Source organism: Roseivirga misakiensis (assembly GCF_001747105.1).
Taxonomy (GTDB): Bacteria; Bacteroidota; Bacteroidia; order Cytophagales; family Cyclobacteriaceae; genus Roseivirga; species Roseivirga misakiensis.
The window spans coordinates 1,532,668-1,545,806 of the sequence record NZ_MDGQ01000005.1; the positions used below are offsets into that span (position 1 = coordinate 1,532,668).

A 13,139-nucleotide genomic window follows, 5' to 3' on the forward strand; every position below is an offset into this window, starting at 1 on the left:
TCTTATGCTGAAACACCTAACGATAAGCACCGCGTGAAGTTTATGCTTTCCACCGAAGCGGTCAAAAGACTATATGCTTCTTAAATCGATCACTTCGAAGTTTCTGGCGTCGAAATAGTCATCTAAACCGTAATCCGTGTTTATGATGATCCCGCCGAGAAGCGTCACCTTATTCACATGAAACTCATCCTTACAAGCGGCTATGTACTTATGAATCCTTTTATTGATAATGTCATAAGCAGCCTCTGTAATGGCTTTTGCCTGATTACTACTTTCAAGAATTTGCTCTCTATATGGCAGCAAACTATCTTCTAGCCTCATTTGCTGGTAATCATCATCGTTGATCTTCGGCTTGTAATTTTCATCTTGAAGTCTGTCCAAAGCAAGCATCAAGGCTCCACAAGAGTTCCCGGTATCTTCTTGACGCGGACGATACATCTTACCAAGTTCTCCTTCTAGTGTGATTCCAATGTGCGGACCGTAGAAAATAAATGCACTTCCTTCGTCAGGGATATGATGAGCAAATGCCGTCATACCAGTTTGGCCAGCAAATGGTAAACCGCCTAAGCCTCCCATGATAAATGGTCCAAATAGAACGTTGAAGAATGTAGTAGAAGGAACATTGATATCATCTGAACAGACTGACGTTGCCATCAGAATTCGAGAAATATCAAGCTCATGTTCAATTTGCATTCTACCTAAAAAATGGATTGAAGTATCCTTTGCGTCTTTTGCATCTGGAAAAAATTGCTTGACGACTTTATCAAATTTGCGCTGTAACATATCTTAAAAAAATTTAACCAATATGTCACCTATTTGGTAGTTATGCAACTATACAGTTCTAAATGAGGTCGGATTCACACTTCGATCGGATAAAAGGCTACTTACTCATGCTTTATTCCAAAAAGCAAAAAGTCTTGAGAACCGCGATTGCTTAAGAACAAGTCTTTAACGCCATCCCCATTGAAATCAACAAAATCGATGTCAAAACCGCGTCCTTTAATGCTTTCTGGAAGTATGGTGCTTGTTTTATCTGTAAACTTCCCCTTGCCGTCATTTAAATAGACACTAAACGGTGTCATACCTGCAAAGCTAGGCCCATTTGTATTGCCTGTTATAATATCTGCATCGCCATCGGCATCTACATCTTCGAAAGCCACCCCAAAACACCGATTATCATCTTTAGGTAAATGAGTATTTGTTATATCAGAGAAATTTCCCTTGCCATCATTAATGAGTAATCTATTCTGACGGACTGCATTGGGCACGAAAGCCTGTACGTTGCCATAAAGCATATCTAAATCACCATCACCGTCAATATCAGCAACGTCTACTTCGCGCGTTTCTTCTGGCGTGTTACGCAAGGGGAGTCTTTCAAGCGATTCATCTTTAAAAAAGCCATTGCCATCATTGATCATGATACGGTTTGCGTCTTCATTCGCGATCAAAAGATCTTGATCTCCGTCGTTATCAATATCAGCAAGCGTTAAGTCTTGGGTGACATCAGTAAATTGTCCCAATCTTTGGGCAGTTTCATCTTTGAATTGCCCATTACCATTATTGATTAAAGCGTTGTTTTGTCCATTATTCCCAATTAAAATATCAGGCGCACCATCGCTGTTTAGGTCATAAATAACGACGGAGTTTGACGTACCAGTAACGGGAATACGACTTCCCGCATCGGAAAAAGTACCATCTCCATTATTTAAGTAGAGTTCGTTTGTTTGATCGTCTTCGCTTACCACAATGATGTCTAAGTCACCATCAAGATCAAAATCCGCTATGCCGATATCTTCACTGTCGTGGTTCACCTGAGGTATTCTAGAGATACTTTCATTTGTGAAATTACCTTTACCATCATTAATGAGTAAAATATTAGGCCTATGTTCATTGGCGATGAGAATGTCCATGTCACCATCACCATCAAAATCCGCAATTCCTGCATCCATAGATAATCTTTGCAAATCTTGGTAGGGCAAATTGGTTTTCGTTACATCCTTAAAAAATGCTGTGGATTGACTATTGGCGAGTTGGGAAACCGCGATCATGATGCAAAAAATAAAAACACTTCTCATATCCAGAATTGATTATACGATTCAAATAAAGTCACAATCGGTACGGCGACATTGCGATTTTATGTCTATGGTTAAAACTATCGAGTATCAGAAAATCCTAAAGGGGTCTGGGGAGGCGTTTAGTTAAAGATTCATAATTGTGAGACTACTTATACGCTTTTTCGTAATCGGTTACTTATCTTTAGTTATTATAAGGTGAAACTATTTGCGGTTTTACAGCGTCAAAAAACAAAACAACAACGTTCATGCTCAAAAATTACATTAAGGTAGCTTTCAGAAGTTTGCTGAGGCAACCGGGTTATACTGCTCTAAACATTATCGGTCTTACAGTGGGTATAGCCTCCAGCTTAATTATTTTACTCTATATTTTTCACGAAACAAGTTTCGATAAGGGACATTCAAATGGAGATCGTATTTATCGGCTCTCTACGGAAATAACGGAGCCAGACAATGCCTTTAAATGGGCAAATATGACATTTCCTGCGGCTTTCACGATCAAAAATGAAAACCCAGAGGTGGTGCAAGCCGCTCGGCTTTCTGGATTGAGCGGTCAGGGAGGGCGAAGGTTCACCCTAAACCAGGTAGACTACTTTCAAGATAATGTATATGCGGCCGACTCAACGCTTTTCGATTTATTCGATTACGATTTTATTGCTGGAGATCCAAAAACAGCTTTGGACGCGCCTAATTCAATTGTTATTAATGAATCCATGGCCAAGAAAATTTTCAAGGAGGAAAATCCTGTTGGTCAGACGATCCAAAGTGGCGGAAATAGGGAAATGTCTTTACAAGTGACTGGGGTTTATAGGGATATGCCTAAAAGTTCACACCTAATTGCTGAAGCCCTTATTTCTTGGAGTACAATTTTTCAAGGAAGAGAAGGTAATTGGGGCGGATGGGGCGTTTACTCTTACGTTCTTGTCAATGAAGGTGTAAGTAAAGCTGCATTACAAGTCAAGCTAGATTCTACCGTAACCAAATACCTCGATCCTATTTTCAAACCAATTAATATCAATGTCAAAATGGTTCCTGTGCTATTACGGGACATCCACTTGAAGTCAGACTTCGATGGCGAGCCTGTCGCTGCCGGAGACATCCAATATGTTCAAATTTTTACGGCTATAGCGATTTTCTTGATCATCATAGCCAGTATTAATTATATGAATCTAGCCACAGCGCGATCTACCAAACGGGCTATGGAAGTGGGTTTAAGAAAGGTAATGGGTGCTCAAAGAGGCGGGTTGATCGGCCAGTTTCTTACAGAATCAATCTTGATTACACTAATATCGTTGATTTTAAGTGTTGGTATTATGATAGCCGTTGTGCCATCGATTAATAACCTAGTTGGAACGAGTCTGGAGGTAGAAGCCTTGCTTGAAACCAATGTTGTCTTGGCGGTTTTAGGAATTGTCTTTATCACGGGTATCATTGGTGGTAGCTATCCTGCATTCTTTTTATCGTCTTTTCAACCAGCGACAGTTCTCAAAGGTGGCGCGGCAAAATCAGGTAGTAAAATCTTAAGGAAAGGCCTAGTAACACTTCAGTTTGCCATTTCAATGTTCATGTTGATCGGCACATTCGTCATTTATGCTCAAATGCAATTTGTCCGAAACAAAGACCTGGGCTTCGACAAGGAACAGATGATGCAAATTGACTTTAGGAGTCGGGCAGACGTAGAAAAATGGAACGTCCTGAAAAATGAGCTACTTCAAAACCCCAATATCGGTGGTACTGGTTCAGCAGCGGTGACGCCAGGCAATGGCTACTCTAAAAATGTATTCTCTATTGAGACTGAAGAGGGTGCGATGGATGATCGCGGTCTAGATAATTATAGCGTGGACTATGAATTCTTCGAGACCTTAGGCGTAGAAGTCGTTCAGGGTAGAAATTTCTCTCTGGATTATCCTTCTGATACCGCTCAGGCAGTAATGGTCAATGAAGCAATGGTTCGTAGGATGAATTGGACCAATCCGGTCGGTAAACGCATTAATCTAACTGGAAATGATTCTTTGCCAGGAGCAAGGGTGATTGGCGTAGTGAAGGACTTTCATCAAGAATCTTTATATGATCCCATTACACCCTTAATGTTTATGCCGAGCAGACTTAACCCTTCGGCAATAGTTAAGATTAACGGTAATATTGATGCCACGATAGACTTTATTGAAGCGGCATGGGAGAGAACATATCCAACGACTGCATTTGAATATGTTTTCCTTGATGAACAATTTATGGAGAACTACGAGGCCGATCAAATCCGAGGTCAATTGTTTTTGGGCTTCTCGGGGATGACCATTTTGATTGCCTGTTTGGGACTCTTAGGCTTGGCTTCTTTCACTGCCGAGCAACGTGCCAAAGAAATTAGTATAAGAAAAGTTCTTGGTGCCAATACTCAAGGATTAGTGAATTTATTGATCAGAGACTTTGTAATCCTTATTGTGATTGCTGCTATTCCTGCCTGTATTTTGGGCTATATTTCCATGAATGAATGGTTAGAGAACTTCCAGTTCCACATTACACCGGGCGTAACCATTTTCTCATCGGTTTTGATCGGCACATGTTTGGTAACAGTGCTTACGACAGGTTATCATGCACGAAAAGCCGCTACTGCCAATCCTGCACAGAAATTGAGGAGTGAGTAAAATCACAGTCGTAAAAAGAAAGGCTCGTTTCTGAATTGAAACGGGCCTTTTTTATTGGGATGTTAAAAGCATATCATATTTATCTCATTCAATTTCATGCTTGATGAATGATTCTCGAAGGTGTCATTAAGATGTCAATCTTATCTTGGATTAGAGGAATCAAGCATAGATATTTAGCCCTTTAAAAGCACTAATCATATGTCTGAAAAGAAATTCTATCATGTTGGTGAGCTGAGCGATGAGCAACCTGCCAAAACACAATACGAATCCACTAAATTTGCTAAAGCACGTCATCCCGAACCTTATCGATTTGAGGTAAATCTAAGTGCCGAGGCAGGCAATATGCAAAGCAAAACAGGAGTAGTCTCTGTCAATATTCCTGGATTTAGCCCCGTTAAGTTGTATTGTGATGAACAGCCGCCTGTAGGAGAGGACACGGCACCGCCACCATTGGCCTTCTTTTCAGCGGGTATCGGTTTTTGCTTAATGACGCATCTTACGGATATTCTTACTGCTAGAAAAATCCAAGTAGACAGTTTGAAACTCGAACAGCGAATAGTTTTCGCGACTAACCTAGGGCATATGCGCGAGCATGGCTACATGACTGATGGCCGTTGTGACATGGTAGAGACGCATGTGATCATAGATAGTCCAGAACCTGAGGAGAATATCAAAGACTTGCTTAACGAAGCTGAAAATGGCTGTATGGCACATTTTGCCCTAAGAAATCCAATTCCTTGGTCTACAAGGCTGGTTTACAATGGTAAAGAGGCGATTAATCGTTCTTCAGCCGATCAAGATTAAGAAGTTAATACCTTAAGAATTGAGTCAGCATTTATTTAGTAGGTGCTGACTTTTTTATACAGGAAGGAAGAATGACGAACGTAAAGAATTGATCTGGTAGATCAATTGAGCGAGTAACCAGCTAGTAGGGTGAGCATTCACACTCATGTGACACTGCTTGTCTGCCGAAAAGAAATGTAGGCATGGCTCTGCTGGCGTAGGCGTATGTCAATGGCAATATTTATTTAATAATCGCGATTGACAATTCAAGCATTTCTGATAAGCCTTAGACTTGCTATGTCAAACAATAAATCACAATAAAAAAATTGTTGGTCAATGAGTTAATATCTTTCTAAATTAAATCAATGCAAGACCTGCCAAACGCTTACGACTTAATTTATAAAAATGTAGCTCGTTTTATCGACCTGACTGATGAAGAAAAAGGCTTGTTCAAATCATTCTTAAAAGAAGGAAATGCCAAACGCACAGAGTTCATTTTACAACCTGGTGAGATTACAAATTATGAGTACTTTGTGGTCAAAGGTTGTTTAAAGGTATATTCTGTGGACAATAATGGGGCGGAGCATGTGTCAATGTTCGCCATTGAAGATTTCTGGACGGGGGATATGGCGAGTTTTATGCTTCGGCAACCCTCTACTTATTTTATCAAGGCACTAGAAGACTCTGAATTTTTAATGCTTTCCAAACAAAACTTCGAACGTCTTTTTGAAGAACTACCGAAGTTTGAGCGTTTTTATAGAAATTTATACCAACGTTCCCTCGTAAGTTATATTAGTAGAACAAATCAGGGTATTTCATTGACTGCCGAAGAACGCTATGAAATCTTTTTGAACAAATACCCTCAAATTGCCAATCGTATTAAACAAAAAGATTTGGCTGCCTACCTCGGTATTACCCCTGAGTTTTTAAGCATGATTAGAAGCAAAATCAGCAAGAATTTATGATCCTTTTTTGATCCTATTGGAAGGATCAACTGCTATTGGTCGCTGACGAATAGCTCCTGGCTGTTTTCTTAAACTAGTTTATTTTTCGAGGTGATATTTCTAGGGTTCTTTGTTTCATGCTTAAGAGAAACACCCTTTTTAGCCTTCTATTGCTAACCATTGTCTATGGAGGCCATGCACAAGTCAGTCAGCTGGAGCTGGCATCCGGACCTGACAAGACGGACTTCACTTCTTTTTCATTCAGGCCTCTCGTCTCAAATGAAAGGTTTACGATAGCCACGCTGGCCTTCTTTCAGAAATTTCATCGGCAGGAAGAAATCATCTTTGATGAAGCAGGTGTTCAGTCTACACTTTACTGGAATCTCAACCAAAGCATATCTGTTGGGTCCAGGCTTTATTACAATAGTGAAACGGGCCTATCTGAAGGGCTATCCATTTTGTACAAGGTACAGTGGACCAATTTTGTACTCTCTGCAATTCCTACATTGGTTCATTCTGAAAAAACGGGCTATCTCAATGGTGAGCTTTTTTTGCAGATGCAATGGACCAAATCATTAAAGGGTGATTTGAAATTGCTGCTCAGTACACAGATGTTCGCTAATTGGGATCAATTCTCCCATCATACCAGAAGCTTTCAGCAGATCAGGGCCGGACTAGCCCATGAAAACATACAGTATGGACTAGCCATTGATTTTGATCAGTTCGGTGATAATCACGTCACCTCACTAGGCGTGTTCGTTCGCAAAATTTTAAACACAAATAACCATAAACCATAAATAATATGATTAATAAAATTCTAAACACAGAAAGTAATTGGGGAGCACTAACCGCTCGCCTTACACTAGGAATAGTTCTATTTCCTCACGGAGCTCAGAAAATGCTGGGTTGGTTCGGAGGTTATGGATTTACAGGCACTATAGATGCCTTTACCAATCAGATGCAGCTTCCTTGGATAGTCGCCTTTGCAGTGATCCTTATCGAGTTCTTTGGATCCATTTCTTTGATCTTGGGCTTAGCAAGTAGGCTATGGTCTCTGGCCATCTCAGGTCTCTTCACAGGGATCATTTTTACGAATCACCTGGAACACGGCTTTTTCATGAACTGGTATGGAAACAAGACAGGTGAAGGCTATGAGTACGCGCTTTTGATCGTGGGAATTGCCGTTGCCGTTCTGATTAATGGCAGTGGAAAATATGCACTAGATACTCAATTAATAAAACGCTTAGAAAGATGAAAAAGATAATAGCACTTGGAGCAAGTAGTAGCAGAAACTCCATCAACAAAACATTGGCCATACACGCAGCCAGCAAAGTAGCTGATGCTACAGTGGCGGCCCTTGATTTGAATGATTATGTATTGCCTCTTTACAGTGTAGATGCTGAAAATGAATTGGGTATTCCGGAAGACGCACATCAGTTTGCCGAGAAGATTGCCTGTGCAAATGGGCTGATAATTTCTTTGGCCGAGCACAACGGGAGCTACACTGCTATATTTAAAAACCTAATTGACTGGCTTTCTAGAATAGATATAAAAGTATGGAAAGACTTGCCAATGCTTCTGATGGCTACTTCCCCGGGCGGGCAAGGCGGGGCAAGTGTACTGGCTACTGCTAAGACAGGTTTCCCTTATATGGGAGGCAATGTGGTTGCAGATTTTTCTCTTCCATCATTCTACGACAACTTCTCAAATACTGGTATTACCAATCAGGAGTTGGCAGCTAGGCTTGACGAGAAAGTAGCGCTTTTTGAAAAGTCGTTAATCGAGTAGTATGAAACGGCTATCGAAACTCATACTGACACTAGGCTTTTTGATTGCCTGCTTTGTATTGCAGTCTTCTTTCGGAGATTCCTCTACGAACCGTGTCACAGGTACTCTTTTGTATGGTGAAACATCCAGTAAAGAGGCATTAAAGCTTTTCGAGGTGAAATGCCGAGTCTGCCAACAGGTTAAGGATCCCTTTATAATCTTGAAAAAATCAAGTGCCTTAATAGGGGCTAGAACAATCTACAGGAGGGTTTTACAAATGAGAATATACCAAAGGGAAGCTAGACGCAGATGATTATGGAAATATCAATTCAAAACTCATTAATCAGCGTATCGCTTTTGCTTACAGGACTCTCTGCAGGTTTGTTCTTTGGTTGGTCGGTATCGGTGATTCCGGGTACACAAAAGATCGATGACCTCAGCTATTTAAATACGATGCAGAGCATTAATCAGGAGATTTTAAACCCTAGTTTCTTCATCGTCTTTTTCGGAAGCCTTATCGCCTTAATGCTATCAACCTACTTTGTATATCCTATCAGTATAACAGGGTTTAGTGTCCTACTCATCGCTACATTGATATACCTGATTGGTACACTTGGTGTTACGGGCATGGGTAATGTACCACTTAACAACGAGCTAGAGGCACTGAAGATTGCGGAGCTCATGAGTACGGAAATTTCTGATTTCCGAGATTATTATGAGTCCCAATGGAACAGGTTTCATTCCTATCGGATGTTCTTCTCGGTATTGTCATTCATTATGACACTGCTAGCACTCCATATTCAATACAAAAATTAAACTCAAATAAATCAATCATATGAAAAACACATTTCTTATACTCAGTCTGCTATTCCTTCATTGTCAAGGGATGGCGCAACAAAAGCCCAAAAATCAATGGACATATTCGGTGGGTTTAGGGATGGCCATCATACCTTCTTATCTGGGAGATGATGAATCACGGATATTGCTCTTTCCAAATTTTACAGCCACGGATGGAAATAAATTCTTTTTCTCACTTCTGGAAGGCGCGAGTTATCATTTAATAAATACCAATACTTGGAGAATGGGTCCGGTACTTAAATCTGATATTGGTCGATTTGAAGACGGCTCGTTGCCATCAAGTATCACTAACAAAACCGATGATCTGATTGGTTTCGGTGACATAGATGCCACAATCGAACCAGGAGTCTTTATTGAGTACACCAAAAAATCTATTGCCACTAAGCTGGAATTAAGACAAGGAGTAGGGGGGCACAAAGGAATAATTGGTGAACTAAAAAGTGAGTATAGAGGTACGCTTAAGTCAAAGTTAAAATCCATCTATTATTCCATTGGGCCGGAACTTAGGTTTGCAGGCTCAAATTTCAACAATACCTTCTTTGGAATAAATCAAGAGCAGTCCTCAAACACCGATCTGGCTGTATTTGAAAGTGAGTCTGGCTTATTGTCTTACGGAATCAGCGGTTCAATCATATTTCCAATCAATGAGAAGCTTTCAGCCATCACCTTTCTGCGCTACAACCGATTAGGGAATGTGGCTTCAGACTCTCATTTGATTCGACAGTATGGTTCTTCTACTCAGAAGACTTTGGTCTTTATGATCAACTACCAATTATAGAATAATAAATGCTTAATAATATGCCACAGACTCTGAAAACAACGATAGAGCCCAAGGCACTAAACTCAAATAGTAAATCAATTATGAAAAACAACATCTTAGTAATCGGAGGAACCGGAAAAACGGGTCACCGAGTAGTAAAAGGACTCACTCAATTGGGTCATAACGTAACCATAGGATCGAGAAATGGGTCTCCCGCTTTTAATTGGGGCGATTTCTCCACCTTTGCACCTGCACTAAAGGGAATGAACCGAGCCTATATTGTCTATTATCCAGACCTAGCAGTTCCTGGGGCGAAAGAAGCCATCACTGCCTTGGCCGAGGCGGCTCTGAATGAAGGGCTCGAAAAAGTAGTACTCTTATCGGGAAAAGGAGAGGCTGAGGCCGAAGCCTGCGAAAAAATTATCGCGAATTCAGGACTCAACTATACCTTAGTTAGGGCCTCATGGTTCAATCAGAACTTTAGCGAAGGATCCTTTTTAGACTTTGTATTGGCCGGTCAAGTGGCCCTACCAATGCCCGAGGCAAAAATCCCGTTTGTGGATGCCGATGACATTGGAGAAGTGGTTACCAAAGTACTGGTAGATGACAGCTATAATGGAAAGACAGTTACAGTGACGGGTCCACGAAAAATGACTTTCAAAGAGGCGGTAGAGGTCATGTCAGAGGGAATAGGTCGAGAAATTCAATACATTCCGATTTCCATTGAAGAGTTCAAAGCGGAAATGAAGGCTGCAGGCTTACCAGATTCTTATGTATGGTTGTTTGGCTATTTGTTCCAAGAAGTCCTAGGCAACCCGGACAATCAGGAAGTCTCCAATGATGTACAGCGAGTGCTAGGTAGGTCGGCCACTGATTTTTCAGATTACGTTGAAAAAACAGTCGCCACGGGTATCTGGTATCAGGAAAAAACCGCTTGACTTATAAATTTATAATATCAAGAGGTTCTCAGTTTGCCCTGTATCTATTGCAGGGTAAACTATAAGAAACCCAAACTAGTCAGCTTTTTAAGTATTTAAAAGATCCTCAGTTTCTAATTGCGAACAAGCTATTTAAGGATAAAACTTATTCACTAACTCTTGCATCACATGTGATTAAGCAGCATTTTTCTGTTTCTTAAAGAATTTGAGATCAGATTTAATTTTCGATTCTGTCTTTTTACCGGTTTCGATAAATTGTTTTAAATCTTTGAAAGTCTGGTCTATATCTTTGCGCATTTTGGGTTTCATCATCCATCCCAAAAAGAACCCAGGCAGTCTTGCAAATTCGATTTCCATATGAGCTGAGATTGTTGATGTATCTCCATTCTTTGTGATAACTTTCCAAGTTGACCTAGCCTTCTTCATCATGGCAGGTAGTCCATCTGCGTAATAGGTGAAGCTCATGCTATCAGGGTCAACGCGTTCGACAATTTCATCAATTTCTCCCCATGTCGATGTACAGGTTCTGCCTTTGACTGACCCGAAGGCTTCTCTGTCTTCGGATAGATTAACGGTACTTGCCCAATCACCTACTTGTCCAAACTGATTCCAAACCAACTCCCAAACTTTGTCTGCTGGAGCATTTACTGATATATTTTTATTGATGATCATAGTAATATTTTTACTCTTAGATTCAATCAAAGTCACGGTGTGACAGTCGTTGGTCAAAATCTTAATCGTTCTTACAACTAATTTAAATTGAACAAGTATTTGAATTTATCGTCATTGACCACATCGTCTATTATGCTCTTTTTGTCAAAATCCTTCTTGAATGGTAGGTTTCGAAGGTGCTGATCGTATTTATCCTCCATTAAGTCTATTGTCTTCCCTACATTGGGAAGAACTACTTCATGATGAAAATCCACATACTCCTTTCTGTTGAATAGAAGGTTTCGATGGTCTATAATTTTATTTTTTAGGGTGAAAGTCACCTTTTTATGGCAGCGGCAAGGATTATCGGGGTTAACAAGTCCACACTTATTCTCCATATAATTGGCCATGTCCTTTCTGGCTCTTGTGAGGCGCTGTCGAAAATTACTTTTTGAGATCTCGAGTATTTCAGAACCAACCGTATGATCCGCATGGAACATATCTCCAATTATATATACTAATCGTTGTTCTCGTGTCAGACATAACAACATGCCGCTCATACAGCCTGCAGTAACTTCCTTGATTACTTCTTTCTTCTCTTCTTTTTCTTCCTGAGTCAATTCTACATTCTTAGATCCAGCTAATGCATTAGCATGCGATTCAAACCCAGTCATTTTTACCTCCATGGGTTTTCTTTGTGACATAAGAAAGTGGTTGGTAACAATGCGATATAGCCAGGTTCGAAATGAACTTTTTCCTCTAAATTCAGAGAGCTTTGTAATGACCTTTATGTTGACTTCTTGTGTAAGATCAGCGGCATCATCAGGTTGTCGAACCATCCGCCAGGCAATATTATAGATGTAAGGTTGATGCTTTAATAACAGCTTTTCCAGTGCCTTTCTATTTCCTGAATTCGCCTCATTTACTAAGGTGTCATCGTCTTCATCTCCTTCGTACTCTTTCAAAAAAGGGCTCATAATTAGTTTTTATAATTAGATGCACTTGAGTCAAATGTGTTACGACTTAATATAAGATCACAAAACATTGTCACAGTTTCTGAAGGTCTGAGTCTAAGGTTGAAAAAACTAGGCGGACTGTTTTCGAATAGTCAAATCGCCGTGAAAAGACAACAATGAATGAAACAGTGAGAGGGTTCAAAATGGATGAAGCATCCAATGAGCCCGAGGAAGTAAAAGAAGTATTTGACTGGTACAAAGAGAATTTTGGTTTTGTACCGAATCTGGCAAAAGTGTTGAGCGCATCACCCGCTACCTTAAGGGCTTATTGGCTTACGCAGACTCAGCTAAGCCAGTATGGCTTGTTGACCGCCGAAGAGCATAACATCATACAAATGGCTATAGCGGTAGAAAATCGCTGTAAATATTGTGCCTCGGGGCATCAGATGGCCGGTGAAGTTTTTTTTGGTTCGGCTGAAGATGATTTGATTGCGCTCAGGAATGAATCACAAATCTCTAATGAAAAGTTCGATGCACTTAGATCATTCGCATTGGCAATTTATCGTAATCAAGGGAGGGTTTCTGACGATGTTCTCAACGCTTTTCTGGCAAAAGGATATTCGAAAGCGCAAGCAATTGAAGTAGTAACCAATATAGCTGTGAAAGTGCTTTCTAACCTGTCCAATCAATTAGCTATCACAGCAATAGATGAGCCTTTTGCACCATTGGCTAAAGGGCTCTTCGAATAAAGAAAAACACTAGAATCAA

14 protein-coding genes are annotated in these 13,139 nt (G+C 40.4%); 10 read left to right on the forward strand and 4 right to left on the reverse strand.

All coding sequences use genetic code 11. From position 1 onward, the window contains the following. Nucleotides 1-69: 69 nt before the first annotated feature. Nucleotides 70-783: a hypothetical protein gene (locus BFP71_RS14215; protein WP_069836112.1), complete on the reverse strand. Its 714-nt coding sequence runs from the start codon at nt 781-783 to the stop codon at nt 70-72. A 101-nt stretch (nt 784-884) separates the two neighbouring features. After that, on the reverse strand, nt 885-2,048 hold the full coding sequence (locus BFP71_RS14220; protein ID WP_069836113.1) for an FG-GAP repeat domain-containing protein: 1,164 nt from the start codon (nt 2,046-2,048) through the stop codon (nt 885-887). A 272-nt stretch (nt 2,049-2,320) separates the two neighbouring features. Between BFP71_RS14220 and BFP71_RS14225 the strand changes: the two genes are divergently transcribed. From BFP71_RS14225 to BFP71_RS14270, 9 genes are all read left to right on the forward strand, one after another. Further along, nucleotides 2,321-4,714 (forward strand): ABC transporter permease, encoded by a 2,394-nt coding sequence (locus BFP71_RS14225; RefSeq protein WP_069836114.1) that lies wholly within the window; start codon nt 2,321-2,323, stop codon nt 4,712-4,714. Nucleotides 4,715-4,912: 198 nt separating this feature from the next. Beyond that, a complete protein-coding gene (locus BFP71_RS14230) occupies nt 4,913-5,518 on the forward strand; it encodes an OsmC family protein (protein WP_069836115.1) in 606 nt (201 codons plus the stop codon). Nucleotides 5,519-5,862: 344 nt separating this feature from the next. Further along, nucleotides 5,863-6,462, forward strand: a complete 600-nt coding sequence (locus BFP71_RS14235; RefSeq protein ID WP_069836116.1) for a Crp/Fnr family transcriptional regulator — start codon at nt 5,863-5,865, stop codon at nt 6,460-6,462. Nucleotides 6,463-6,578: 116 nt separating this feature from the next. Beyond that, nucleotides 6,579-7,238, forward strand: a complete 660-nt coding sequence (locus BFP71_RS14240; protein ID WP_069836117.1) for a hypothetical protein — start codon at nt 6,579-6,581, stop codon at nt 7,236-7,238. Between the two features lie 5 nt (nt 7,239-7,243). Further along, nucleotides 7,244-7,696, forward strand: a complete 453-nt coding sequence (locus tag BFP71_RS14245) for a DoxX family protein (RefSeq protein ID WP_069836118.1) — start codon at nt 7,244-7,246, stop codon at nt 7,694-7,696. Then, on the forward strand, nt 7,693-8,229 hold the full coding sequence (locus BFP71_RS14250; protein WP_069836119.1) for an NADPH-dependent FMN reductase: 537 nt from the start codon (nt 7,693-7,695) through the stop codon (nt 8,227-8,229). The genes BFP71_RS14245 and BFP71_RS14250 overlap by 4 nt, the downstream gene beginning before the upstream one ends. Before the next feature lie 294 nt (nt 8,230-8,523). After that, nucleotides 8,524-9,024: an anthrone oxygenase family protein gene (locus tag BFP71_RS14260; protein WP_069837094.1), complete on the forward strand. Its 501-nt coding sequence runs from the start codon at nt 8,524-8,526 to the stop codon at nt 9,022-9,024. Between the two features lie 19 nt (nt 9,025-9,043). Beyond that, entirely contained in the window at nt 9,044-9,844 is an 801-nt protein-coding gene (locus BFP71_RS14265) for a MipA/OmpV family protein (RefSeq protein WP_088125051.1), read from the forward strand. Between the two features lie 83 nt (nt 9,845-9,927). After that, entirely contained in the window at nt 9,928-10,764 is an 837-nt protein-coding gene (locus BFP71_RS14270) for an NmrA family NAD(P)-binding protein (RefSeq protein ID WP_069837095.1), read from the forward strand. Nucleotides 10,765-10,938: 174 nt separating this feature from the next. Here BFP71_RS14270 and BFP71_RS14275 read toward each other — a convergent pair whose 3' ends face one another. Continuing rightward, complete coding sequence (locus tag BFP71_RS14275; RefSeq protein ID WP_069836122.1) at nt 10,939-11,436, reverse strand: SRPBCC family protein; 498 nt, start codon at nt 11,434-11,436, stop codon at nt 10,939-10,941. A gap of 77 nt (nt 11,437-11,513) precedes the next feature. Continuing rightward, nucleotides 11,514-12,392: an RNA polymerase sigma factor gene (locus BFP71_RS14280; RefSeq protein ID WP_069836123.1), complete on the reverse strand. Its 879-nt coding sequence runs from the start codon at nt 12,390-12,392 to the stop codon at nt 11,514-11,516. A 155-nt stretch (nt 12,393-12,547) separates the two neighbouring features. On the opposite strand from BFP71_RS14280, the gene BFP71_RS14285 reads away from it, so the two are divergent. Continuing rightward, a complete protein-coding gene (locus tag BFP71_RS14285; RefSeq protein ID WP_069836124.1) occupies nt 12,548-13,120 on the forward strand; it encodes a carboxymuconolactone decarboxylase family protein in 573 nt (190 codons plus the stop codon). Nucleotides 13,121-13,139 lie beyond the last annotated feature (19 nt).

Excerpts from the sequence above, each read along its gene's own strand:
- BFP71_RS14240 (WP_069836117.1), top strand. The coding sequence starts at position 6,579 with ATGCTTAAGAGAAACACCCTTTTTAGCCTTCTATTGCTAACCATTGTC.
- BFP71_RS14245 (WP_069836118.1), top strand. The coding sequence starts at position 7,244 with ATGATTAATAAAATTCTAAACACAGAAAGTAATTGGGGAGCACTAACC.
- BFP71_RS14230 (WP_069836115.1), top strand. The coding sequence starts at position 4,913 with ATGTCTGAAAAGAAATTCTATCATGTTGGTGAGCTGAGCGATGAGCAA.
- BFP71_RS14275 (WP_069836122.1), bottom strand. The coding sequence starts at position 11,436 with ATGATCATCAATAAAAATATATCAGTAAATGCTCCAGCAGACAAAGTT.
- BFP71_RS14220 (WP_069836113.1), bottom strand. The coding sequence starts at position 2,048 with ATGATCGCGGTTTCCCAACTCGCCAATAGTCAATCCACAGCATTTTTT.
- BFP71_RS14260 (WP_069837094.1), top strand. The coding sequence starts at position 8,524 with ATGGAAATATCAATTCAAAACTCATTAATCAGCGTATCGCTTTTGCTT.
- BFP71_RS14280 (WP_069836123.1), bottom strand. The coding sequence starts at position 12,392 with ATGAGCCCTTTTTTGAAAGAGTACGAAGGAGATGAAGACGATGACACC.
- BFP71_RS14225 (WP_069836114.1), top strand. The coding sequence starts at position 2,321 with ATGCTCAAAAATTACATTAAGGTAGCTTTCAGAAGTTTGCTGAGGCAA.
- BFP71_RS14235 (WP_069836116.1), top strand. The coding sequence starts at position 5,863 with ATGCAAGACCTGCCAAACGCTTACGACTTAATTTATAAAAATGTAGCT.
- BFP71_RS14285 (WP_069836124.1), top strand. The coding sequence starts at position 12,548 with ATGAATGAAACAGTGAGAGGGTTCAAAATGGATGAAGCATCCAATGAG.
- BFP71_RS14215 (WP_069836112.1), bottom strand. The coding sequence starts at position 783 with ATGTTACAGCGCAAATTTGATAAAGTCGTCAAGCAATTTTTTCCAGAT.
- BFP71_RS14270 (WP_069837095.1), top strand. The coding sequence starts at position 9,928 with ATGAAAAACAACATCTTAGTAATCGGAGGAACCGGAAAAACGGGTCAC.
- BFP71_RS14265 (WP_088125051.1), top strand. The coding sequence starts at position 9,044 with ATGAAAAACACATTTCTTATACTCAGTCTGCTATTCCTTCATTGTCAA.
- BFP71_RS14250 (WP_069836119.1), top strand. The coding sequence starts at position 7,693 with ATGAAAAAGATAATAGCACTTGGAGCAAGTAGTAGCAGAAACTCCATC.